The organism is Pseudomonas sp. Z2-11, from assembly GCF_054161305.1.
The window spans coordinates 34,014-58,440 of record NZ_CP096395.1; the positions used below are offsets into that span (position 1 = coordinate 34,014).

Annotated in this window: 19 protein-coding genes; 10 read left to right on the forward strand and 9 right to left on the reverse strand. The window is 60.5% G+C overall.

Annotated elements, in window-relative coordinates; all coding sequences use genetic code 11:
* Positions 1–15 precede the first annotated feature (15 nt).
* Complete coding sequence (locus M1E16_RS00160) at positions 16–996, forward strand: CobW family GTP-binding protein (RefSeq protein ID WP_458128907.1); 981 nt, start codon at positions 16–18, stop codon at positions 994–996.
* A 12-nt stretch (positions 997–1,008) separates the two neighbouring features.
* Here M1E16_RS00160 and M1E16_RS00165 read toward each other — a convergent pair whose 3' ends face one another.
* On the reverse strand, positions 1,009–1,431 hold the full coding sequence (locus M1E16_RS00165) for a DUF3301 domain-containing protein (RefSeq protein WP_458128908.1): 423 nt from the start codon (positions 1,429–1,431) through the stop codon (positions 1,009–1,011).
* Positions 1,432–1,550: 119 nt separating this feature from the next.
* On the opposite strand from M1E16_RS00165, the gene pdxY reads away from it, so the two are divergent.
* Positions 1,551–2,423, forward strand: a complete 873-nt coding sequence (gene pdxY / locus M1E16_RS00170) for a pyridoxal kinase PdxY (protein ID WP_434570629.1) — start codon at positions 1,551–1,553, stop codon at positions 2,421–2,423.
* A 250-nt stretch (positions 2,424–2,673) separates the two neighbouring features.
* Here the strand turns inward: pdxY and M1E16_RS00175 are convergent, their stop codons facing one another.
* Positions 2,674–3,159, reverse strand: a complete 486-nt coding sequence (locus M1E16_RS00175; protein ID WP_305497705.1) for an acyl-CoA thioesterase — start codon at positions 3,157–3,159, stop codon at positions 2,674–2,676.
* 268 nt (positions 3,160–3,427) lie between these two features.
* On the opposite strand from M1E16_RS00175, the gene M1E16_RS00180 reads away from it, so the two are divergent.
* A complete protein-coding gene (locus M1E16_RS00180) occupies positions 3,428–5,191 on the forward strand; it encodes a cation:proton antiporter (protein ID WP_458128909.1) in 1,764 nt (587 codons plus the stop codon).
* 21 nt (positions 5,192–5,212) lie between these two features.
* Here the strand turns inward: M1E16_RS00180 and M1E16_RS00185 are convergent, their stop codons facing one another.
* From M1E16_RS00185 to uvrD, 3 genes are all read right to left on the reverse strand, one after another.
* Positions 5,213–5,620, reverse strand: coding sequence for an SMI1/KNR4 family protein (locus M1E16_RS00185; protein WP_003187120.1), 408 nt, complete (start codon positions 5,618–5,620; stop codon positions 5,213–5,215).
* 137 nt (positions 5,621–5,757) lie between these two features.
* Positions 5,758–6,633: a Tim44 domain-containing protein gene (locus M1E16_RS00190; RefSeq protein ID WP_434570624.1), complete on the reverse strand. Its 876-nt coding sequence runs from the start codon at positions 6,631–6,633 to the stop codon at positions 5,758–5,760.
* A 284-nt stretch (positions 6,634–6,917) separates the two neighbouring features.
* Positions 6,918–9,098, reverse strand: a complete 2,181-nt coding sequence (uvrD, locus tag M1E16_RS00195) for a DNA helicase II (RefSeq protein ID WP_434570623.1) — start codon at positions 9,096–9,098, stop codon at positions 6,918–6,920.
* Between the two features lie 261 nt (positions 9,099–9,359).
* Here uvrD and M1E16_RS00200 point away from each other — a divergent pair, with 261 nt between their 5' ends.
* The 3 genes from M1E16_RS00200 (at position 9,360) to M1E16_RS00210 (ending at position 13,633) form a co-directional block, all read left to right on the forward strand.
* The gene (locus M1E16_RS00200; protein ID WP_458128910.1) at positions 9,360–12,236 is read left to right on the forward strand and encodes a putative bifunctional diguanylate cyclase/phosphodiesterase; all 2,877 of its coding nucleotides are present in this window, start codon (positions 9,360–9,362) and stop codon (positions 12,234–12,236) included.
* Between the two features lie 182 nt (positions 12,237–12,418).
* The gene (hexR, locus tag M1E16_RS00205) at positions 12,419–13,285 is read left to right on the forward strand and encodes a transcriptional regulator HexR (protein ID WP_003187110.1); all 867 of its coding nucleotides are present in this window, start codon (positions 12,419–12,421) and stop codon (positions 13,283–13,285) included.
* Between the two features lie 138 nt (positions 13,286–13,423).
* Entirely contained in the window at positions 13,424–13,633 is a 210-nt protein-coding gene (locus M1E16_RS00210; protein ID WP_305497700.1) for a PA3496 family putative envelope integrity protein, read from the forward strand.
* Here the strand turns inward: M1E16_RS00210 and M1E16_RS00215 are convergent.
* Positions 13,575–14,537: a LysR family transcriptional regulator gene (locus M1E16_RS00215; RefSeq protein ID WP_336072855.1), complete on the reverse strand. Its 963-nt coding sequence runs from the start codon at positions 14,535–14,537 to the stop codon at positions 13,575–13,577. The two genes, M1E16_RS00210 and M1E16_RS00215, sit on opposite strands and share 59 nt — an antisense overlap.
* 188 nt (positions 14,538–14,725) lie before the next feature.
* Here M1E16_RS00215 and M1E16_RS00220 point away from each other — a divergent pair, with 188 nt between their 5' ends.
* Both M1E16_RS00220 and oadA read left to right on the forward strand, forming a co-directional pair.
* Complete coding sequence (locus M1E16_RS00220) at positions 14,726–16,141, forward strand: acetyl-CoA carboxylase biotin carboxylase subunit (protein WP_003187105.1); 1,416 nt, start codon at positions 14,726–14,728, stop codon at positions 16,139–16,141.
* Between the two features lie 12 nt (positions 16,142–16,153).
* Entirely contained in the window at positions 16,154–17,962 is a 1,809-nt protein-coding gene (gene oadA / locus M1E16_RS00225; protein ID WP_434570619.1) for a sodium-extruding oxaloacetate decarboxylase subunit alpha, read from the forward strand.
* A gap of 63 nt (positions 17,963–18,025) precedes the next feature.
* Here oadA and M1E16_RS00230 read toward each other — a convergent pair whose 3' ends face one another.
* Positions 18,026–20,206: an autotransporter outer membrane beta-barrel domain-containing protein gene (locus M1E16_RS00230; protein ID WP_458128911.1), complete on the reverse strand. Its 2,181-nt coding sequence runs from the start codon at positions 20,204–20,206 to the stop codon at positions 18,026–18,028.
* A 652-nt stretch (positions 20,207–20,858) separates the two neighbouring features.
* Between M1E16_RS00230 and M1E16_RS00235 the strand changes: the two genes are divergently transcribed.
* Positions 20,859–21,179 (forward strand): hypothetical protein, encoded by a 321-nt coding sequence (locus M1E16_RS00235; protein WP_458128912.1) that lies wholly within the window; start codon positions 20,859–20,861, stop codon positions 21,177–21,179.
* Between the two features lie 558 nt (positions 21,180–21,737).
* Here M1E16_RS00235 and M1E16_RS00240 read toward each other — a convergent pair.
* Both M1E16_RS00240 and M1E16_RS00245 read right to left on the reverse strand, forming a co-directional pair.
* Positions 21,738–22,574: an amino acid ABC transporter permease gene (locus tag M1E16_RS00240; protein ID WP_434626811.1), complete on the reverse strand. Its 837-nt coding sequence runs from the start codon at positions 22,572–22,574 to the stop codon at positions 21,738–21,740.
* Positions 22,571–23,392, reverse strand: coding sequence for an ABC transporter substrate-binding protein (locus M1E16_RS00245; protein ID WP_458128913.1), 822 nt, complete (start codon positions 23,390–23,392; stop codon positions 22,571–22,573). The genes M1E16_RS00240 and M1E16_RS00245 overlap by 4 nt, the downstream gene beginning before the upstream one ends.
* A gap of 113 nt (positions 23,393–23,505) precedes the next feature.
* Between M1E16_RS00245 and M1E16_RS00250 the strand changes: the two genes are divergently transcribed.
* Positions 23,506–24,405, forward strand: a complete 900-nt coding sequence (locus M1E16_RS00250) for a homocysteine S-methyltransferase family protein (RefSeq protein ID WP_434654417.1) — start codon at positions 23,506–23,508, stop codon at positions 24,403–24,405.
* The last annotated feature ends 22 nt before the right edge of the window (positions 24,406–24,427 follow it).

Consider the following 24,427-nt stretch of genomic DNA (forward strand, 5'->3'; position numbering starts at 1 on the left):
TGAAGCCTATCGATCATGTTGCAGAACATACCCACCCATGTGATTGCCGGCCCTTTGGGAGCAGGCAAGACCAGCCTGATCAGGCAATTGCTGGCTCAGCGTCCGGCTGATGAGCGGTGGGCCGTGCTGATCAACGAGTTCGGCCAGATCGGCCTGGATGCCGCGCTGCTGACCCAGGCCGCCGATGGTATCGCATTGGGCGAAGTGGCCGGGGGCTGTTTGTGTTGCGTCAATGGAGCGCCGTTTCAGATCGGCCTTGGCCGTTTATTGCGCAAGGCGCGGCCGCACCGTCTGTTCATCGAACCCTCCGGGCTGGGTCATCCGGCGCAGCTCTTGCGACAGCTGAACGAAGCGCCCTGGCTTGGCGTGCTGGCGATCCAGCCTTGTGTGTTGGTCCTGGATGCCCAGGCAATGGCGAACGGCAAGCCGTTGCCCGATGCGCAACGACAGGTCCTGGCTGACGCCGGGTTGCTGGTGCTGAACAAGTCCGAAGACCTTACCGACGCCGATCGCGTGGGCATTACTTCCCAATTGCCCGAGACTGCGCTGTATTGGACCCATCAGGCTGCGTTGCCGATTGATCGGCTGCCCGGCCTGGCGAATCGCGGCGACGGAGCTATGGATAACTTGGCTGTGGATAACTTGAATGTGCCCAAGAGCCTGGGGCAGATGCCGGCCATCTGGAGTGACCCGACGTTGCCAATCTGCCTGCATCAGCAGCAGGGCGAAAGCTGGAGTATCGGTTGGCGCTGGCATCCAGACCTACGATTCGACGTCGGGCAGCTGTCTCGATGGCTGCACGGCAAAGGCTGGAAACGCGCGAAGATGGTTATCCACAGCGAGGGCGGTTGGGTTTCCGCCAATGCGTTGGACGCAGGGCCGCTAGAGTGGCAAGCGAGCGAGTGGCGAGAGGATTCGCGAATCGAACTGATCTTCGCCGAACCACAAGACGTGGGAGTCCTTCAAGCGAGCCTGGCGAGCTGCCGCCACCCTTGAGTCAGCCTCGTTTCAGGGCTTCCATTTATTGTGTTCCTGACGCCACTGGCTCAGCTCGATAACCTCGGCCCGGGGCCGGGTCTGGACCGGTTCGATGGGCGCCTGCACGGTTTCTTCGAACGGCATCGGATAGGGTGCCAGTTCGATGTGTGCACTGTGGGCGCCGAATTGAGTGATGGTGCCGGTATGACGCGTCTCGCCCGTCACTGTGAATTCGAAGTTATAGACACGTGCCAGGCGCCGTCGCCCGCTGCCGTCTTTCACAAACCCGATCTTGCGCAGCGCCACGTTGCCATCCAGCAGCTCGATCTTGAGATTGGCGCAGTGTTGCATGACCCTCGCCAGAGCCCGTTCGCGCAAGCCGTGGTTGTGCCACAGCCAGGCGCCACCGGTAGCCAGCAGCATCAGCACGAAAATGTTTCCAAGGGTCAGCATGAACGAAGTGCTCCAACAAGTTGCCGTCAGCTTAACTGCGTCGCCGGTCTGTCGTACAGGCTGCGTTTAGTCGCATACTGCGCCGCTTGAATTTCATTCGTTTTACGGAAGCTTCCTGCATGAAACGTACGCCTCATCTGCTTGCCATCCAGTCCCATGTGATATTTGGTCACGCCGGCAACAGTGCTGCCGTGTTTCCAATGCAGCGAGTCGGCGTCAATGTATGGCCGCTCAATACCGTGCAGTTTTCCAATCACACCCAATACGGGCAGTGGGCCGGAGAAGTGTTGGCGCCTGCTCAGATTCCACTTCTCGTTGAGGGGATCGCGGCCATTGGCGAGCTGGGCAATTGCGACGCGGTGCTGTCCGGTTATCTGGGTAGCGCGGCCCAGGGGCAGGCGATCCTGGCAGGCGTTGCGCGGATCAAGGCTTGCAACCCCAAGGCGCTGTATCTGTGTGACCCGGTCATGGGGCATCCGGAGAAGGGCTGCATCGTGGCGCCCGAGGTGAGCGAGTTTCTGCTGGAAGAGGCCGCTGCCGTGGCGGACATCATGTGTCCGAACCAATTGGAACTGGACAGTTTTGCCGGGCGCAAGGCGCAATCATTGTTCGATTGCCTGGCCATGGCACGTGGGCTGTTGGCTCGTGGACCGAAGGTGGTGCTGGTCAAACACCTGGCTTACCCCGGCAAGCCCGACGACAGCTTCGAGATGTTGCTGGTCACGGCTGACGGGGGCTGGCACTTGCGTCGTCCATTGCTGGCGTTTCCCCGTCAGCCGGTAGGGGTAGGTGACCTGACCTCGGGGTTGTTCCTGGCGCGGATACTGTTGGGCGACAGCCTGGTGGCAGCATTCGAATTCACCGCTTCGGCGGTACACGAAGTGCTGCTGGAAACCCAGGCGTGTGCCAGCTACGAGCTGCAACTGATCCGTGCCCAGGATCGTATTGCCCATCCACGCGTGCGCTTCGAGGCCACGCCGATCAGCCTTTGACGCATGCAAACTGAGGGGAGCGAGCCAGATTGATGTCTGGTGCCCCTGTGGCGAGGGAGCTTGCTCCCGCTCGGCCGGTCCGACGTCTCGGGCGCAGCAGTCGCGAAACCGGCTGATGCGGTCTGCCTGCAGGAGTGCCAGGGCCTGCTACGCAGGCCAGCGGGAGCAAGCTCCCTCGCCACGGGATTTCGGTTGCCTGGGCTGACGCTATCGCGAGCAGGCTCACTCCCACAGTTGGTTTTCGGTGGCTTTACGGCCCGTCCGCCTTGATTTCCTGATAACGCCGTTCCAGCTCCTGGCGGATCTGCCGACGCTGCTGGGCTTGTTCGTAGCGGCGCTTCTCCTCACTGTTCTGCGGGTGCAATGGCGGGACGGGAGCAGGTTTGCGTTGGTCATCCACGGCCACCATGGTGAAAAAGCAGCTGTTGGTATGGCGCACCGAGCGTTCACGAATGTTCTCGGTCACGACCTTGATGCCCACTTCCATCGACGTGTTGCCGGTGTAGTTCACCGACGCCAGGAACGTCACCAGCTCGCCGACGTGGATCGGCTCACGAAAGATGACCTGGTCGACCGAAAGCGTCACCACGTAGCGGCCGGCGTAACGGCTGGCGCAGGCATAGGCAACTTCATCGAGGTATTTGAGCAAGGTGCCGCCATGGACATTGCCAGAGAAGTTGGCCATATCGGGGGTCATCAACACCGTCATCGACAGCTGGGCGTTTCCGGGTTCCATAACGTTCTCACGGTTCAAGGCAGCAATTTCGGGGAGGCGCCTCTGCGGGCGTTGGGGTGTGGCCACTCGTTTTCCAGCCACCCATATCGGGACGCTGCGCCGTTGCTTGCCGTCACGCTTGGGTGGATCTGTTTCCATATATTGCACCGTCTTTTTGCAGGAAGTCGCGGTGTTAACCTGCAAAAGCCCGTCAACTTAGGCATTTCCTACAAAAGGACCGGAACCGCCCGACTCCGCGTCGAGGTAATTCACACAAGGAGCCCTCACTATGCATGCCATCAGCTTCATTCAGGACCTGGCGATCATCATGCTGGTGGCGGGGCTGGTAACGGTACTCTTTCATCGTTTCAAGCAACCGGTGGTGCTGGGCTATATCGTCGCCGGCTTCATCATTGGCCCGCATACGCCACCGTTCGGTTTCATCCACGACGAAGAAACCATCAAGACCCTGGCCGAGCTCGGGGTGATCTTCCTCATGTTCTGCCTTGGGCTGGAATTCAGCCTGCGCAAACTGTTCAAGGTTGGCGCCACGGCGTTTATCGCAGCATTCCTCGAAATTGTCCTGATGATCTGGATCGGCTATGAAATCGGCCGCTGGTTCGACTGGAATACCATGGACTCGCTGTTTCTCGGCGCGATCCTGGCCATCTCCTCAACCACGATCATCGTCAAGGCGCTCAATGACCTGAAAATGAAAAACGAGCGCTTTGCGCAGCTGATTTTCGGGGTACTCATCGTCGAAGATATCCTCGGCATCGGCATCATCGCCCTGCTCTCGAGCATCGCCGTCAGCGGCACGGTGAGTTCCGGCGAGGTGTTCTCCACGGTCGGCAAGTTATCGTTGTTCATGATCGTGGCGTTGGTCATCGGTATCCTGCTGGTGCCCAGATTGCTGGCGTACGTGGCGAAATTCGACAGTAACGAGATGCTGCTGATCACGGTGTTGGGACTTTGCTTCGGCTTCTGCCTGCTGGTAGTGAAGCTTGAATACAGCATGGTGCTGGGGGCATTCCTGATCGGTGCGATCATGGCCGAGTCCCGGCAGTTGCTGAAAATCGAACGTTTGGTAGAGCCGGTGCGCGACTTGTTCAGCGCGATATTTTTCGTGGCGATCGGGCTCATGCTCGATCCGGCGATCTTGCTTGAATACGCCTGGCCGATTGCCGTGATCACCTGCGCAGTCGTGCTGGGCAAGATGCTCTCCTGTGGTCTCGGCGCCTTTATCGCTGGCAATGACGGACGCACCTCCCTGCGAGTCGGGATGGGACTTTCACAGATCGGCGAATTTTCGTTCATCATCGCTTCGCTGGGCATGACCTTGCAGGTCACCAGCGATTTTCTTTATCCGGTGGCGGTGGCTGTGTCGGTACTGACTACGCTGCTGACGCCTTACTTGATTCGGGCCGCGGATCCGCTGTCAGTCAGGCTGGCTTCGGCAATGCCGCAACGGCTGACGCGCGTGCTGGGCATGTATGGCGAATGGTTGCGCAGTATTCAGCCACAGGGCGAGAGCGCCCTGGTGGCCGCCATGATCAGGCGAATCCTGCTGCAGGTTGGCATCAACCTGGCATTGGTCATCGCGATTTTTGTTTCGGGCGGCTATTTCGCCGAGCGGATGTCGGCTTACCTGCAAGCCTGGATCAGCGATCCGAGCTGGCAAAAAGCACTGATCTGGGGTGGGGCGCTGCTGTTGTCGCTACCGTTCCTGATCGCTGCGTACCGCAAGCTCAAGGCGTTGTCGATGCTGCTGGCGGAGTTGGGTGTCACGCCGGAGATGGCCGGCCGCCACACGCAGCGCGTGCGTCGGGTCATCGCCGAAGTGATCCCGATCCTGTCGCTGCTGGTGATTTTCCTGCTGCTGGCAGCCTTGTCGGCCAGTATCTTGCCGACCAACAAGTTGCTGGTATTGATTGCCGTGGTGGCGACTGCGGTGGCGGCGCTGCTCTGGCGCTGGTTCGTCCGCCTGCATACGCGGATGCAGGTGGCCTTGCTCGATACGCTGGACAATCACAAGGAGTCGTCCGGGCATTGACCGACGCCAGGCATGGGCGCGTCAGCTTTCCAGCCAGACATCCCGTGCCCAGTGCCAGACCGATTCCCAGGTTTCCTCGGCAATCAGCTCTTCCTCGGCCTGCCACAGCACCACCGTGCCGTCTTCTTCGACGCAATAATAATCGTCGCCGTCCTGGCAGATCGGGATCAGGCTGCGATCGACACCCGCATCCCAGGCATTGGCTGCCACGTCGGGCAAGTAGGTATGGGATTGCGGATCGGTAACGGTCACCGGCTCCAGGCTGCCATAGACTACGTCGCTGACAGTCAGCAAAAACTCCCTGAAGACGAACGGGATATCGATGAACAGTTGCTCCTCGATCTCTACCAGCAAGTCTTCGTCAGGCAACTCCAGTGGAACCGGTACAGGTTCGTTGGCTTCACGCAGTTGTTCGATGATTTCTTCCACGTCCGGGGATCCTCTTTCTCAATGGCGCGGTTTCATATGGGGCGGTTTATACAGTAGCTCGCTATAGATGCAACCGTGAAATAGAAAACCCCGGCCAAGGCCGGGGTTTTATTTCAACATGCGAAACGCGCAAAGGTTCAACCGTTCTGGCGGATACCTGCAACCAGCCAAGGCTGGTTCTCGCCTTGGGCACGTTCCATGTTCCAGCTTTCGCTGAACGCTTCGCCCTGGTCGAAGCGAGAGTCCTTCGACACGCCGACAAAGGTCAGGGTGGCGATGGTCTTGTCTGCCCGATCGTCGACGCCGTCCAGTTGCACCTGCAGGTTGTCGATGTAGGTGGACTGGTAGCCGTCGCCCAGTTCGGCGCGTTCACGCTTGAGGAACTCCAGCAATTGCGGGGTTACGAACTCGGCGATCTTGTCCATTTCGTTCGAGTCCCAATGCTGCTGCAAGGACATGAAGTGGCTGCGAGCGGCTTCGATGAAGCGCTGTTCGTTGAACCAGGCGGGTGCGTTGATCACCGGGCGGGCGGCCACTGGAGCGGCTGAGCCACCGAAGATCGAGCCGCTGGCAGGCTGCTGGTTGAACACTTCACGTTGCATTGGCGCGTGACCGGCCGGAGCGAGTTGCTCCTGCTGCTTGCGACGACGGGCGGCAATGAAGCGGAAGACCAGGAAGGCGATGACCGCCATGATCAGGATGTCGAAGATCTGCATGCCCTGGAAGCCGTCGCCCATGAACATGGAGGCGAGCAGGCCACCGGCGGCGATGCCGGCCAGTGGGCCGAGCCAGCGCGAAGCACCGCTGGCTTTGGTGGCAGCGCCAGCCGCACCGGCAGCGCCTGCGGTGGCAGCGGTTGAACCGGCGGCAGAGGACGGCGCCATCTGGCTGGTCTGGTGAGTCGGGGCGGCGCCCGAACTTTTACCACCGCCAAAACGCTTGGCGGCATTGGCGTCGATGGCCATCGTCAGGCCGATGCACAACGCCATGGCGATGCTAAGAAAACGTTTCATATTAAGGCATTCCCATTTGTGGATAGCACGCGCGCCATGTTGCACAGGTGAACTGTTGCTGGCTAGCGGCAGAGTGTTTCGGGCTTTTGCGTGACAGCTGAGGTTCAGCTTCAGATGCGCTAGAAGGCCTGTTCGCTTTGGGCTGTAGGAAAGGGGGACAAGTTCTATCGGAATGCTGAGTGGTTCCCTGTGGGAGCGAGCCTGCTCGCGAAGACACTGTATCAGTGACATCAATGTCAACTGATCCAACCCCTTCGCGAGCAGGCTCGCTCCCACAGGTTCTTTTAGATCGCTTCCAGCTTGGCATACCCCAGCATCAGCCATTTGCTGCCTTCGCTGAAGTTGACCTGGACGCGGGCCTGGGCACCGGCGCCTTCGAAATTGAGGATCACGCCGTCGCCAAACACCGAATGCCGCACAGCCTGGCCGAGGCTGAAGCCGGTTTCCGGAATGTCGCTACCGCCAAACAGGCTGCTCGTGCCTTGCTGGTTGCCGCCAAACGGTCGGCTGACGCTGTTGGACAGGCGTACTTCCTGGATAAGACCTTTCGGCACTTCGCGTACGAAGCGTGACACTTTGTTGTAGGTCTCGCTGCCATACAGGCGACGGGTTTCAGCGTAGGTCAGCACCAGGTTCTGCATCGCGCGGGTGATGCCAACGTAGGCCAGGCGACGTTCCTCTTCGAGGCGTCCCGGCTCCTCCAGGCTCATCTTGTGGGGGAACAGGCCTTCCTCCATGCCCACCAGGAACACATACGGAAACTCCAGACCCTTGGCGCTGTGCAGCGTCATCAGTTGAATGCTGTCTTCATGCTCGTCGGCCTGGGTATCGCCGGCTTCCAGGGAGGCATGACCGAGGAAAGCCGACAACGGGGACAGGTCTTGGTCTTCTTCGGTGTTTTCGAAGTTGCGCGCGGCGCTGACCAGTTCCTCGAGGTTTTCCACCCGCGCCTGGCCTTTCTCGCCTTTTTCTGCCTCGTGGTAGGCGATCAGGCCGGACTGCTCGATGACGGTCTGGGTCATCAGGTGCAGCGGCATCTCGGCGCATTTGGCGGCGAGGTCTTCGATCAGGTCCATGAACGCTTTCAGCGCACCGGCGGCGCGGCCGGTAACGCCTTTGTTGTCGACCAGTTGGCGCATGGCCTCCCACATTGACACGTGGCTATGGCGCGCATGGTCGCGAATCGCCTCGACGGTTTTCTCGCCGATGCCCCGGGTCGGCACGTTGATCACCCGCTCCAGGGCCGCGTCGTTGCCGCGTCCTTCGATCAGGCGAAGGTAGGCCATGGCGTTCTTGATTTCCGCGCGCTCGAAGAAGCGTTGGCCGCCATAGATTCGGTAAGGGATCCGTTCGCGCAGCAGGGCTTCTTCCAACACCCGCGATTGGGCGTTGGAGCGATAGAGAATGGCGATATCGCTGCGAGCCAGGCCGGTTTTCAACGCGCTCTCGATGGTCTCCACTACATAGCGGGCCTCATCGTGTTCGTTGAAGGCGGCGTACAGATTGATCGCCTCGCCTTCGCCGCCGTCGGTCCACAATTCCTTGCCCAGGCGCCCGGTATTGTTTGCGATCAATGCGTTGGCGGCCTTGAGGATACCGGCGGTGGAGCGGTAGTTCTGCTCCAGGCGGATGACCTCGGCGTCGGGGAAATCCGCCGAGTACTGATGAATGTTTTCGATCTTGGCGCCGCGCCAGCCGTAGATCGACTGGTCGTCGTCACCTACTACCATCAGGCTGTCGCCACCCTTGGCCAGCAGGCGCAACCAGGCGTACTGGACAGCGTTGGTGTCCTGGAATTCGTCCACCAGCACATGCCGGAAGCGTTTCTGATAATGCGCCAGCAGGCCCGGGTGGTCGCGCCACAGGTCCAAGGCTCGCAGCAGCAGCTCGGAAAAGTCGATGACTCCGGCGCGTTGGCATGCCGCTTCATAGGCTTCGTAGATGCTGCGCATGGTCGCCAGGAACAGGTCACCACTGGCCTGGATGTGCTGCGGGCGCAAGCCTTCGTCTTTCTGGCCGTTGATGAACCATTGGGCCTGACGGGCGGGCCAGCGCTGTTCGTCCAGGCCCAGTTCACGGATGACCCGCTTGACCAGGCGCTGCTGGTCATCGCTGTCGAGGATCTGGAAGGTCTGGCTCAGGCCGGCCTCCTGCCAATGGGCCCGCAACAGGCGGTGCGCCAGGCCGTGGAACGTGCCGACCCACATGCCGGCCGGGTTGAGACCCATCAACTGCTCGATGCGATGGCGCATCTCGGCAGCGGCCTTGTTGGTGAAGGTCACCGACAGGATCGAATGGGGCGAGGCGTTCTCGACCTGGATCAACCAGGCGATACGGTGCACCAGCACTCGGGTCTTGCCGGAGCCGGCACCGGCCAGGACCAATTGACGACCGACGGAGGCAGCAACTGCCTGGCGTTGGGCGTCGTTCAGGGAATTCAGCAGAAGGGAGAGATCATCGCGCATCGAGGCATTCTAGGGTGCGGCGTCACCCCGGGCAAACCGAGCTTTGCATCAGCCGATAAAAAGCCTCCTGGGTGATGACCGGTTGGTCAGCGGCTACAAGCACGGGCGGGGCTCGCTTTCCAAGGTTATTACCCAATGGAATCGCGACTTTTTCGCTGTTTTTATGAGCAGGAGCAGTGTGGGATGGCCTTTGGCTTGTGTATGCTCGGTGCTCGTTTCGGGTGCAGCACGCGCCCCTGAATAAGAACAAGAACATCGCCTATGACCTCCAGTTCCGATCTGGCGGGGCCCTGCGTGGAGCCGCGCCTCATCTGCAAGCAGTACGCCACGGAAATGGCCGTCGAACGCACCAGGCTGTTATATCAGGGTTCGCTGCTGCCCACGCTGTTCATGCTGCTCAACGGGCTGGTGTGCGCGGCGCTCTTATGGACGCCGTCGCGCTACTTCCTGGTCAGCGTCTGGTTGGTCTGGTTGCTGTCGCTGGTGGCGTTGCGGGTGATTCAGGTGGCCGCGTTCGATTCGGCGATACCAAGCCGCCAGGCGCACCCGATCTGGTTGCGCATGTTCCTGCTGGGCTCGGCCATGACCGGCCTGACGCTGGCTGGTGCCGGTATCGCCCTGGTCCCGGCGGACAGCTTCCAACAACAGGCCTGGGTATTCGGCCTGATCGGCGCGGCCACGCTGTCGGCGAGTGTCGCCTATGCCGTGAGCCTTGCGGCGTTCCTGTCCTTTACCTTGCCCTGCCTGTTGCCGGCCATCGGTTATCTTTTCTGGGGCGGCGACGAGCAGCAGCGTGGCTGGGGCTGGCTTGGGCTGGTGGTGCTGGTTTCGCTGAGTGTGGTGGCCTGGCAGGTCAATCGGCTGATACAGAACGGCATGCTGCGCCGGTTCCAGAACCAGGCACTGATCGAGCATCTGCAGCAAGCACAAGCCCGCGGCGCCCAGCTTAACGAGGCATTGGCCCGGGAGGTCGAACAACGCCGTTCTGCCGAAGCCCTGCTGCGTACGGCGCAGGTTGGCCTGGAGGCGCGGGTCGCGCAGCGCAGCCTTGAACTGGAGGCGGCCAGCCAGGCGCTGAGTAAAAGCGAAGCACGCCTGGCACTGGCGCTCAAGGCCAGTGAGCTGGGGTTGTGGGACTGGAACCTGCAGACTGATGAAGTCCATCACACCCAACTCAAGGAGCTGTTTGGCCTGGAACCCGAGTACATAACGGCCATGCTCAGTCATCTCACCCCGCGCCTGCATCCACAGGATCTTCCGGCGCTCAAGCGTGCCCTGGTTGAGCATCTCAAGGGCCGCAGCGAGGATTACCAGATCGAATACCGCGTCCGTCATGGCGACGGCCATTGGGTCTGGATCGAAGACCGTGGCCGGGCGGTGGAACGCAGCGCCACTGGGCGGGTGCTGCGCATGGTCGGCACCCGGCGAGACATCAGTGCCAGCAAAGAGCTTGAACAACAGCGGCAACTGGCGGCCACGGTCTTTGAAGCAGCCAGCGAAGGCATTGTGATTTTCGACCCCAACTACGCGTTGCTGGCCGCCAACCAGGCGTTCGCGCGGGTTACCGGCTTCGATATCGCCGACATGCTGGGGCGCAGCGTGGTCGACCTGCCCTGCAGTCGCGATGCACGCCGGCACTATCCGATCATTCGCCAGGCCCTCAAGCAGCATGGCACCTGGCAAGGCGAGCTGGTGGAAGCGCGGGCCAACGGTGAGCTCTACCCGCAGTGGTTGCAGTTGAATGTGGTGCGTGATCTGCGAGGAAAGGTCAGCCATGTAGTGGGCTTCTTCGCCGATCTCTCGGCCCGCCGCGAATCCGAGGAGCGGATGCGCTACCTCACTCATTACGACGAGCTGACCGGATTGGCCAACCGTTCGCTGTTCCGCGAGCGCCTGCACGAGGCCCATCAACGGGTTCGCCAGGGCGGGCGGCGCAGCCTGGCACTGCTGCACATCAACCTTGATCGCTTCAAGTTGCTCAACGACAGCCTCGGCCACGACATCGCCGATCAGTTGCTGCAGAAAATGGCTCGCCGCCTGATCAATGCGTTGCCGGAAGCCGGCACCATTGCCAGGCTGTCCGGAGATGAGTTCGCCGTGTTGTTCGACGCCTATGGCAACCTTTCCAGCCTGGCGAGGGTAGCGACCCGGCTATCAGCCAAGCTGCGGCTGCCACTGACGATCGAGGGACATGAGCTGGTGGTCAGCGCTTCGATCGGCATCAGCCTGTTGCCCGACAACGCTCGGGAAATCTCCACGTTGGTCAGCCAGGCGAACATGGCGATGCAACACGCCAAGCACCTGGGCGGCAATAGCTTCCAGTTTTATACCGACAGCCTTCAGGCCAGCACGCTGGAACGTCTGCAATTGGAGAACCAATTGCGCAAGGCGCTTGAGGAACAGCAACTGAGCGTGTTCTACCAGCCCAAACTGTGCCTGGCGACCGGCCGCCTGAACGCAGCCGAGGCGCTAGTGCGCTGGGACCATCCGACCATGGGCCAGATTCCACCCGCTGACTTCATCGGCTTGGCCGAGGAGACCGGGCTGATCGGACCCATTGGCGAATTCGTGCTCCGCCAGGCCTGCTGGCAGGCGTGCGAATGGCAGCGCCAGGGGCTTGCGCCTATCAGGGTGTCAGTCAATCTCTCGGTGCATCAGTTGCGCCAGGGCAAACTGGTCAGTCTTGTACGCCAAGTGTTGGAGGAGACCGGCCTGGCCCCGCAATACCTGGAGCTGGAGCTGACCGAGAGCCAGTTGCTCGACAGCGTCGAGCACATCATCGCTACGTTCCAGCAACTGCGTGATCTTGGGGTCAAGCTGGCGATCGATGACTTTGGCACCGGCTATTCTTCGCTGAGCTATCTCAAGCGTATTCCGGTGGATTACGTGAAGATCGACCAGGCATTTGTTCGTGGCCTGGCGGAGGGAGGGGAGGACGCAGCCATCACCCGGGCAATCATCGCCATGGCTCATGGGCTGTCGCTCAAGGTAGTGGCCGAAGGTGTCGAGCGGCAGGAGCAGCTGGATTTCCTGAAAAACGAGCAATGCGACGAGGTTCAAGGCTATCTCATCAGCCGACCGGTGGGAGCCGAAGGCCTGGCCCGCCTGATGCTCGAGCAGAATAAGCCTGCTTTGTAGCAAAGGGCCCGAGGTCCTGCGATGGCTAGCCTTCGTAACGGCTACACGAAGCGTCCCCCGCCAAAACAAGGGGGAACAAGGCCAATTCAGTTACGTATTGGGCGGGCAGAAAGCCAATTCCTGTAGTATAACTACAAGCTTGCTACATCCCGGCACCCGCCCCATAACAAGAGTCCAGTCCTTTGAACCTGTTGCAACACATCGCCCAGTCGCGCCATCTGCTACGCAAGTCGGAACTGAAGGTCGCCGATCATGTACTGCTTGATCCTGCGGCAGTGATGCACAGTTCCATGGCCGATCTGGCCCATAGCGTCGGCATCAGCGAGCCGACCATCGTGCGTTTTTGCCGCGCGATTGGTTGTTCGGGTTTCCAGGACCTGAAACTCAAATTGGCGCAGAGCTTGGCGGCGGGTGCAAGTTTTGGCCAATTCGCGATTCATGAAGACGATTCGGTCGCCGATTACAGCTTGAAAATCTTCGACACGACCCTGCACACCCTGATGGAAGTTCGCGAGAAGCTCGATCCGGTGGCGCTGCAGAAAGCGGTTACGGCCATGTCCCAGGCCCAACGTGTCGAGTTCTATGGTTTTGGTGCTTCTGGCGCGGTCGCGGCCGATGCCCAGCACAAGTTCTTCCGTCTGCTGCTCACGGCGGCGGCCTATTCCGATCCACACATGCAAGCAATGTCGGCGGTGACGTTGAAGCCTACCGACGTGGCGATCTGTATTTCCCAGTCGGGTCGCTCCAAGGACTTGTTGATCACTGCGAACCTGGTACGTGAAAGCGGTGCCTCGCTGATCACCTTGTGCCCGAGCCAGACGCCATTGGCTGAATTGTCGACGGTGAACCTGGCGATCGACGTGCATGAAGACACGGAAATCTACACGCCATTGACCTCGCGCATCGCGCATCTGGTGGTTATCGATGTGTTGGCCATGGGCGTCGCCATGGCGCGCGGCCCGAGCCTGGTCAATCACCTCAAGAGTGTGAAGCGCAGCCTTCGCAGCTTGCGGTTGTCGCCCAAGTCGGTGAAGGCGCTGGATGACTGAGCGCTGTTCCCGGGGTCGAGGGGTTTCTGTGGCAGGGGAGCGCCCCTGCGAATTCATCGTTCTGTAACGCTCGCGCCGCCAAATCGTCATCCCGCGCCGTCATCTTGAAACTCCCGTATACGTCTTGGGAGTCTCGACATGACCCAGTCCTACGAAGACCGCAGCGCCGCCAAAACCCGTCGCCAACAGGAAGACCAACGCCGCATGGCGTTCCGCCGTGCAATCGAAGATCGCTATGAGCAACGGCAGCTTCTGGCAGAAATCAGCGAATTTCCTGACGCCGTAGAGTTCAATTACTGGCAGGCAGCGCCGGCGGCTTCCCGTCGAAACGCTCAACCAGGCCGATAATCTGGGCGCGCTCGCCGCGTACGAATGCCAGGAAGGCATGAGCCACCGGTGACAGACGTTTTGCCCTGGCCTGCACCAGGCACCAGCTGCGGTACAGCGGCAACTCCTCAACCGGCAACTCGATGAGTGCGCCGGAGCTTAGCTCGCGGCTTACGGCGTGGCGCGTCAACAGTGCCACGCCCAGCCCGGCCACCACGCACTCGCGCTGGGCCTCCGCCGACGCCACTTCCAGCGTCTGGGTGAAATGCACCCGCTTCTCCTTGAAATACTCCTCGCACGCCAGCCGCGTCCCCGAACCGGGCTCGCGCAACAGCAACGTATAAGGTTCCAGGTCCTGCAGGCGCAACGGGCCGATGTGGCAAAGCGGATGGTCGGGCGGCGCCACGGCAACGATCGGGTTGTTGAGAAATGGCAGGAATTCCAGGCCCATGTCCTGGGGCACCATTGACATGATTACCAGATCGTCACGGTTGTCTGAAAGGCGCCGGATCACCTGGCCGCGATTGACCACGGTGAGGTTCAGATTGACCTCGGGATGTTGGCGCTTGAACGCGGCGAACAGGTGCGGGACGAAATATTTGGCACTGGACTCTACCGCCAGCTTCAATTGCCCCTGCAGCGAACCCTGCATGTCCGAAAGCTGCATGTCGAGGTTCTCCAGCCGCCCGAAGATATCCCGACTGGCGCGTTGCAGGGCTTCGGCCGCTTCGGTCATGTAGAGTTTTTTTCCGACGTACTCAAACAGCGGCTGGCCAATCAGCTCTTCAAGCGATCGAATCTGTAGGCTAACGGCCGGTTGTGTCAGAGACATTTCATCAGCCGCGCGGCTGTATGACCTCAGGTCGCACACCTCATTGAAAATCTGCAATTGACGCAATGTCATACGCATCAATGACTTACGCATATATCTGGCTCTCGGGGCGGGGGCGGGCAAGACGACTATAAGTCTTTGCTTATGCACGACCCAACAAATATTCATTTTTGTTAATCAACGACCGGGACTAGTGTGGAGCGGCGACCAATTGTTACATCTGGTCACGCATCGGCCTGGACCTCAGGCCGTGGGTATCACCGGCTCAAGGGAACCTCCAATTGATAACAAAGATCCTGATCGCCAACCGCGGTGAGATTGCCGTCCGAATCGTGCGCGCCTGCGCCGAAATGGGCATTCGCTCGGTCGCGGTCTATTCCGACGCCGACCGCCATGCCTTGCATGTCAAGCGTGCGGACGAGGCCCACAGCATCGGCGCCGATCCGCTGGCCGGCTACCTCAATCCGCGCAAACTGGTGAACCTGGCGGTGGAAACCGGTTGCGACGCGTTGCACCCCGGCTACGGCTTCCTCTCGGAAAACGCCGAACTGGCGGACATCTGCGCCGAGCGCGGGATCAAATTCATTGGCCCGTCGGCGGAAGTCATTCGCCGCATGGGCGACAAGACCGAAGCGCGCCGCAGCATGATCAAGGCCGGCGTGCCAGTGACCCCGGGTACCGAAGGCAACGTGGCGGGTATCGAAGAGGCTCTGACCGAAGGTGATCGGATCGGTTACCCGGTGATGCTCAAGGCCACGTCCGGCGGTGGTGGCCGTGGTATCCGTCGCTGCAACAGTCGCGAAGAGCTCGAGCAGGCCTTCCCGCGCGTCATCTCCGAAGCCACCAAGGCGTTCGGCTCGGCGGAAGTGTTCCTGGAAAAATGCATCGTCAATCCCAAGCACATTGAAGCGCAGATCCTCGGTGACAGTTTCGGCAACGTGGTGCATCTGTTCGAACGGGATTGCTCGATCCAGCGCCGTAACCAGAAGCTGATCGAAATCGCCCCGAGTCCGCAACTGACGCCTGAACAGCGCGCCTACATCGGCGACCTCTCGGTGCGCGCCGCCAAGGCCGTGGGCTACGAAAATGCCGGCACCGTGGAGTTCCTGCTCGCCGAGGGCGAGGTGTACTTCATGGAGATGAACACCCGGGTGCAGGTGGAACACACCATCACCGAAGAAATCACCGGTATCGACATCGTTCGCGAGCAGATCCGCATCGCCTCCGGGCTGCCATTGTCGGTCAAGCAGGAAGACATCCAGCACCGGGGCTTTGCGTTGCAGTTCCGCATCAACGCCGAAGACCCGAAAAACAACTTCCTGCCCAGCTTCGGCAAGATCACCCGCTATTACGCACCGGGTGGCCCGGGGGTGCGCACCGACACAGCAATCTATACCGGCTACACCATTCCGCCGTTCTACGATTCGATGTGCCTGAAACTGGTGGTCTGGGCGCTGACCTGGGAAGAAGCGATGGACCGTGGCCTGCGAGCCCTGGATGACATGCGCCTGCAGGGGGTCAAGACCACCGCCGCGTATTACCAGGAGATCCTGCGTAATCCGGAATTCCGCAGCGGCCAGTTCAACACCAGCTTTGTTGAAAGCCATCCCGAACTGACCAATTACTCGATCAAGCGCAAACCCGAAGAGCTGGCCCTGGCCATCGCCGCCGCCATTGCCGCCCACGCAGGCCTGTAAGGAATCATGACAATGTCCAAGAAGATCCACGTTACCGACACAATCCTGCGCGACGCCCACCAATCGCTGCTCGCCACCCGCATGCGTACCGAAGACATGCTGCCGATCTGCGACAAGCTCGACAAAGTCGGCTACTGGTCGCTGGAAGTCTGGGGCGGCGCCACCTTCGACGCCTGCGTGCGCTTCCTGAAAGAAGATCCGTGGGAGCGTCTGCGCCAACTGCGCGCAGCGCTGCCCAACACGCGCTTGCAGATGCTGCTGCGCGGCCAGAACCTGCTCGGCTATCGCCATTACAGCGATGATGTGGTCAAGGCGTTTGTCGCCAAGGCCGCGGTCAATGGTATCGACGTGTTCCGTATCTTCGATGCGATGAACGACGTGCGTAACCTGCGCGTCGCCATCGAAGCGGTGAAGGCTGCCGGCAAGCATGCCCAAGGCACCATCGCCTATACCACCAGCCCTGTGCACACCATCGAAGCCTTTGTGGCGCAGGCCAAGCAGATGGAGGCCATGGGGTGCGACTCGGTGGCGATCAAGGACATGGCCGGCCTGCTGACTCCCTATGCCACTGGCGAACTGGTCAAGGCGCTGAAGGCCGAGCAATCGTTGCCGGTATTCATCCACTCCCATGACACCGCCGGCCTCGCCGCGATGTGCCAGCTCAAGGCTGTCGAGAACGGCGCCGACCACATCGATACGGCGATTTCCAGCTTCGCCTGGGGCACCAGCCATCCGGGTACCGAATCGATGGTGGCGGCTCTCAAGGGCAGCGAGTTCGACACTGGTCTGGACCTGGAACTGCTGCAGGAAATCGGCCTGTATTTCTACGCCGTGCGCAAGAAGTACCACCAGTTCGAAAGCGAGTTCACCGCGGTGGATACCCGCGTCCAGGTCAACCAGGTACCAGGCGGAATGATTTCCAACCTGGCCAACCAGTTGAAAGAGCAGGGCGCACTGAACCGCATGAACGAAGTGTTGGCGGAGATTCCGCGAGTGCGCGAAGACCTCGGCTTCCCGCCGCTGGTAACCCCGACCTCGCAGATCGTCGGCACCCAGGCATTCTTCAACGTGTTGGCCGGTGAGCGCTACAAGACCATCACCAACGAGGTGAAGCTCTATCTGCAAGGCGGCTACGGCAAGGCGCCAGGTGCGGTGAACGAGAAGCTGCGCCGCCAGGCCATCGGCAGTGAAGACGTGATCGACGTCCGTCCCGCCGACCTGCTCAAGCCGGAGATGACCCGGCTGCGTGGCGAAATCGGCGCCTTGGCCAAATCCGAGGAAGACGTGCTGACTTATGCGATGTTCCCGGACATCGGTCGCAAGTTTCTTGAGGAGCGCGAAGCCGGCACCTTGACCCCGGAAGTGCTGTTGCCTATCCCCGAAGCGGGCAGTGTGAGCTCTGCGGGCGGCGAGGGTGTGCCGACCGAGTTCGTCATTGATGTCCACGGCGAAACCTACCGCGTCGACATTACCGGCGTGGGCGTCAAGGCCGAGGGCAAGCGTCATTTCTATCTGTCCATCGACGGCATGCCGGAAGAGGTCGTGTTCGAACCGCTCAACGAATTTGTCGGCGGCGGCAGCAGCAAGCGCAAGCAAGCCACTGCACCGGGCCACGTCAGCACCACCATGCCGGGTAACATCGTTGATGTGCTGGTCAAGGAGGGCGATGTGGTGAAAGCCGGCCAAGCCGTGTTGATTACCGAAGCCATGAAAATGGAGACCGAAGTCCAGGCAGCCATACCGGGCAAGGTCACGGCCATTCATGTCGCCAAGGGCGACCGGGTCAATCCGGGCGAGATTCTGGTCGAAATCGAAGGCTGATCCAAACAGCCTCGATGCAACGTTTTACCTCGGGGGAGCAGGTGCTCCCCTTTTTTTTGCCCGTCAGAACGCCATCCGCCACTGTCCCACCAGCGCACCGTTGCGGTTGTCCTGCCCTGTTTCGCCGCTGTAGCTCAACCCCAGGGTATGACGTGGCGAAACCGCCAGGTCCAGCCCTGCCTGCAGAAGCAAGCTGTCGCGGTCCAGTTCGCCACCTTTGATGTGATAAGTGCTGCTTCCCCTGGCCAGGCGTTGATGGGAGCTACCCTGGACGTCTCCATACAAGTGCTTCCAGCCGATGTCCAGACGCGGCGTCACGCGCATGCCGCGATCAAGCAGGAAGGGGCGGGCGAGGCGCAGGCCCAGGTCGCTGCTGAAGTGTTCCTGGGCCTGGCCGTTGTACTGCAATGCCGCATCGCCGCCTTTCTCCGTGAAGCCGCCACGTTGATAACGTTGGTAGCCCACTTGGGCATAGGGCTCGAGTTCGAAATGGCCGATATCCAGCTGGTAGCCAAGTTGCCCGAAGACCTGCTGCGTCGTCGCATCGTAGCGACCTTTCAGACGATCCCTGAACCTATTGAAGGCAACGTGGCGCTTGGTACTGCCGTCATGATTGCCATGGACAACGCCCAGGCGCAGCGCCAGCGGCCCGTCCTGGCGCAAGGCATACGCGCCCACCAGCCAACTGTCGAGAGCTCCGTCGAACTGATCGCCGTCGAGCCGCGTCCGGGTTGTGCTGCCGATAAGGCCCAGCCGCCAATCGGGGCTGACAGCCCAGTCGGTTCCCAGCATCAAACCTTGTGTCGAATGCTTCATGGCAACGCCGCCCGGTTGCTTGGCGAGGCTTCCACTATTACCGATGGCCTGGACCCAGACCTGGCCGTTGCCGTGCCCAGCCGCCGGGTTTCGCCGGCCCATGGCCGAGAGCATACCGCTGCTGACTGGCGCGACGCTGCTCAGGGTGGCGTTGCCAAGGTTTGCCGTGTCATGGCCGCTCAGTTGGTCGATGGCGACAGCGGCGGTGGCCATATTGGTGCCAAGCAGGGCGTTGATGGCGGCGTTGGTTTTGGGGGCCGGCTTGACCTCGGTGCTGGCAACAACCGTGGAGGGTGCGGTGGGCACTGACGTTGGACGATCGGCTTCCGGCTCGGCGGCAGGCGAGTGCGCAACTTGTGCCGCGATGCCGGGCTCGGGCTGTACAGGGCTAACCGATTGCTGCGGCTCAATGGCCTCCACGAATTCGAGTCCGTTGGCGGAGGAAGCCGCCTCTCCCAGCGGGACATCGTTGCGCTCGAAGGTCAGCCCCACCTGTTTTTCGAGGGTGTAATCAGGAGTGGCGGTCAAAAAGGCGAGTTCATCGACAACCTTGCCGAATGTCCCTTCAATCTTTTCCGCCTCGATCACGATGCGTCTGTTTGTGTCGACGAACTCACCCGGTACGGAGGGGATCTTCAGAGTCGCATTGCCCAACGTAGCGGTGCCGCCAACCTTGATTGTGCTGCTGCCTTTCTCGGCGTCGATTGCGTAAACCAGCGTCGCGCTCTTGGAAAGCTTCAGGTCATTCGTCACCGAAGGGGCTCCCATTGCGGGGCCGACTTCCAGGGTGCCCGCCACGTCCAGCGCATCGACCGTCCCGCTGCCGTTGAAGCGGGCCTTTTTTCCCACGAAGACAGGTCCGGTGACAGTGCCTTGGTTGGTGAGTTCGCCAAGAACGTGCACCGCGCCGTTGATGTGGCCGCTGTTCAGCAATTTGGCCTTCGAGTCGACCAGGCTGTTTGCGTCGATACGACTGCCGTTCGACCACTCGCCTTGCTTCAAATACAGATCCTGGAAATTGCGTATCTCGCCTAATTCGCCTCCCTGGGTATCCAGCTGCAAGACATTGGCTCCGCCGCCGCCGTCGGTGAGCCCGAAGAGTCTGCCTTGCTTGCTGACCATCACCAGATCGTTGCTGTCGTCCTTCAATAAGGCGTCTTCGCGAACGGTCGTCACGTTGTCGCGTTTCGTATCCGCTGTTGGTGCCATGAACGCCTTGAGACGAGCCTGCATCTCGGTTGTTGTTTCCAAGGGGCGGGTTTCCCCGGCAACTGACTGAGCTATCGAAGACTCGACACAACCCAGTGCCAAGGCAATCGCCAGTGCGAGATGTTGGGGCAGGAATACATGTTTGGTAGGCATCGAATGCGATCTCTCATGAATGAGGTCGCACTTTAGAAATTCCCTCTGGATGGCGATGCCAGCCATGTTCTCGCCGCAGACAGGATTTGGCGGATGGAATCTGTAGGCTGTTCGTGCTGCGATCAGCGCGTCGTCCGGTTGGATTTCAGGGTTCGCAGCTTTGCCCTACAGCTCTTATGGGCCTTTCTGTTTGATCGACACCCGAAGTTGTTCGTCGGGCCGCACCCAGTGCTTTCGGCCCTTGAGGAATGGCGGCTTTTCGCGGGCAATCGTCGTGTTCGGAAGGCTTGTTTATGTCCTTGGGATGAGAAGAGACGAGCTCCCTCTGAAAGCGTAATTGACCAACTGCTCGATACAGATTGAGCACGCGATGGTAGGCTTGCGGCCGACCAAAGTTGGCTTTGTAAACCCATTCTGCGTTTCGCGTAGGATAGTTCCGGGATACAGAAATCCAGCGTTGTATCGTTGGGACCTCGTCTATAGTCCTCTCGTCATCGACAAAATCGGTGATCGATCTTAGCCGGTCGAACAAGAGTGCACGAGCGCCCCCAATGGCGGCGCTTTTTGCTGCCCGTGTTTTTACATTTATGGCGGCTGTGCGGGGGACATCTTCGGGTGTGCCGGATTCTCTTGTCCGGTCGGCTAACCCGCGTACAGCTGCCACCAATATTCGTTTAGCCGCGAACGGTGGTAGCTCCTGACTCAAGAGAGCAAACCGATGACCAAGTATCACCCCCTTCAAGCCAATACCAGCGGCGGCCCCACACTGTTTATCGACACAGAAGCTGGGGCCTCCGATCTTCTGGAAACCGCTGCGCACCGCATCAAAGCCGCTCGCGACTTACTCAACAGTGTTTCCTGTCTCTGCATGAAACACGCCGAGGGTTATGACCTGGAGCATTTCGCCAACGCCGCGCATCTGTTGTTACAGGACGGATGTGATGCATTGGAAGTGTTGGGGTGGAGTATCGGTGGAAGTGATATCCAATCCTCACCTGCTAGCGATTCTGCTGTACATCAGGCAGATCTTCCCGTCTAACCACTAAGCTGCAGAGTTGGAGGGACCTTAGGATTGGGACTGAAGACTTTGAATGGTCCGGCCTCTTCGCGAGCAGGCTCGCTCCCACAGGGATCCCTGTATGCCGTGAGGTCTGGGTCTGTCGAAGGTTCAGTGTGGGAGCGAGCCTGCTCGCGAAGGCGGTGGGTCAGTTGCGCAAGTGCTGGCATGCGCCCCGCTCTTGCTCTTGCTCTTGCTCTTGCTCTTGCTCTGCTTTTGATTTTGATCTCAGCGCCCCGTTAACCACGCTGGCCGAACGCAGGCATTGCGCAGTGGGTAACCCGGCATGGATGCCGGGTTAGCCGCGCTGGGCCATGGATGGCCCTTCGCGGCGGCCCACGGAGCAATGCCGGAGTGAGGGCATGCCGAGCCCAAGCGAGGCACCGAGTGGTGGGGCAAAGGCGTTTTGCTTACTTTTGACTGGGCCGGCTTCCGGGCCCCTTAAAAGTGAGCCGCCGTAAGGGCGGAACCCTAAGCAGCCGTGACCGCAGCAACGGATATGTACACCACCCCCCGGAATACACACCATCCTGCAACAGCTCAGCGATTATGCAGATAAGCCTTCCCATAATGCCGCTCCATCCGCGCCTGAATCAGCTCCAGCGCAATGGACATCAACCAATAGATAACCGCCGCCGTAGTCAGCATCTCGATATACCGATAGCTGGAACGACCATAGGACTGCGCCAGAAACATCACCTCCCAGACCCCCATCACCGAGATCAGCGAAGAATCCTTGAGCATCGAGATGAACTGGTTGGTGGTCGGCGGGATGATGGTACGCATGGCCTGGGGCAGGGTAACGCGCCAGAAGATCACGGTTTCGCCCATGCCCAGGGCGAGGGAGGCTTCCCGTTGGCCGTGAGGCACGCCGAGAATCCCGGCACGGAAGATTTCGCTCAAGTAGGCGCCGTAGTTGAGTGACAGGGCGATGATTCCCGCAGCGATGGCGCCTGGGACCACGCCCAGTTGCGGCAGGCCCAGGTAGATCAGCAGGATCTGGATCAACAGCGGCGTGCCACGAAAGAACGACGCATAGAAGCTGGCGATGCCGAACGCCACCGCGCTGCTGGACAAGCGCGCCAGCGCGGTGATGAAACCCAGCAGTGACGAGGCGACGATGGAGCACAGGCACAGGAACAGTGTCAGCACCGCGCCCTGCAGAAAGCCGTTGGGCGCCAGGTGCACGCCCAGCAGGTTCGGCAGTTTGTCGAGGATGATCGAGAACTTCAGGTCGAAACTCAGGAAGAAACTGGCGAACAGCACCAGCATCGCGGCCCAGGTCAGATACAGCCGTGTGCGAAAACCGAAGATTTTTTGCAGGCGCGACTCAGCCACCGGTGGAGGTGGCTGGATAGGGGGCGGAAAAGAACTCATTGGCTGATGTCGGCACCGATCCATTTTTGCGAGAGCTTGCTCAGGGTGCCGTCCTGCTTCAGTTGGGCAAAGACTTCACGCACCTTGCTGTTCCACTCGGCGTCGCCTTTCTCGATGGCAACCGAATTGGGCTCTGAATACAGTGGTTCGCCCGCCAGTTTGAAGCGCTTGTCTTCGGTCAGGCGTGGCTGCGCGGTCACCAGGTTGGTCAACACCGCATCCAGCCGAACCCCGGCGCCGAGGCCCAGGTCCTGGAACGCCACGTTGTCGGTATCGTATGGCGCGATTTGCACGTCCTCGAACGGGTAGCTCAGCTGGGTACCCTCGGCGCCTTCGATCACCAGGTTCTTGTTCAGGTAGCTTTCGTAGCTGGAGGCGCTGGTGAGGCCGACTTTCTTGCCGCTCAGGTCCTTGGCGCCATGGATGCTGTCGTCCTTGGCGTTGACCACGATCACCGCTGGCGAGGCGTAGTACTGCACGGGAAAATCGAACACTTCGGCGCGGGCCTTGCTCGGTGTCATCGAGCAGATGCAGATGTCGTAGCGGCCACTCCAATGGCCGGCCGCGATCACATCCCACGAGGGCGTTTCCAAGCGCAGCTTGACCCCAAGCTTTTGCGCGACGGCCTTGGCGACGTCCACGTCGAAACCGTCAAGCTGGTTCTGGTCATTGAGAAAAGAGAAGGGCGGGTAGCTTTCCATCAACACGCCGACCAGTTCTTTTTTCTGCTCGATACGGTCCAGCGTGGTGCCGGCAAGGATCGATGAGGAAGCGGCCAGCAGCGTCAAGCCCAGGGCAAGCGGTAAAGGTAATTTCACGATAAATCCCAGGCTGAAAAATAGGTTGTGATTGGCGGAAGAGTGCGCATTAAATAGTTATAAGAACGACTCCGATAGTGAGTATTTTTCATAAGCTTATGAGTGAATCGCATATGGCCGCAGCAAGGACAACTATTCTCGACGGCGGCATGGGCCGTGAGCTACAACGCCGTGGTGCGCCGTTTCGACAGCCCGAGTGGTCGGCCCTGGCCCTGAGCGAAGCGCCCCAGGCTGTGGAGGCGGTGCATGCGGCTTATATCGCCAGCGGCGCCGATGTGATTACCAGCAACAGCTACGCCGTGGTGCCCTTTCATATCGGCGAAGCGCGCTTTGCCGAGGAAGGCCAGGCGTTGGCGGCATTGGCGGGGGAATTGGCCAGGCGGGCGGTGCAGGCTTCAGGCAAAGCGGTGCGGGTGGCCGGATCGCTCCCTCCGCTGTTTGGTTCCTACCGTCCCGATCTGTTCGACGCCTCTCGCGCCAGCGAGCTGCTGGCGCCATTGGTTGCTGGCCTGACACCCCATGTCGACCTGTGGCTGGCCGAGACCCAGAGTTCGATCGTCGAGGCGCGAGCCATTCACGCCGGACTGCCGAAGGACGGCAAGCCGTTCTGGCTGTCGTTTACCTTGAAAGACGAAGACACCGATGAAGTGCCGCGCCTGCGCTCCGGCGAGCCGGTGGCGGACGCCGCGGCAGTTGCGGCGGAGCTGGGGGTCGAGACGCTGCTGTTCAATTGCAGCCAGCCCGAGGTGATCGGCGCTGCGATCGACGCGGCGCGCGAAACCTTCGAGCGCCTAGGCGTGAAAATCCACATCGGTGCCTACGCCAACGCCTTCCCACCGCAGCCCAAGGAAGCGACAGCCAATGACGGGTTGGACCCGCTGCGCGAAGACCTCGATCCGCCGGGCTATCTGCGGTGGGCGGCGGACTGGCGCAAGCGTGGGGCCAGTCACTTGGGCGGCTGTTGCGGCATCGGGCCGGAGCACATTGCGGTGTTGGCACAGCAACTGCGCTGACCCTGGTTGCAAGCCCCGTGGC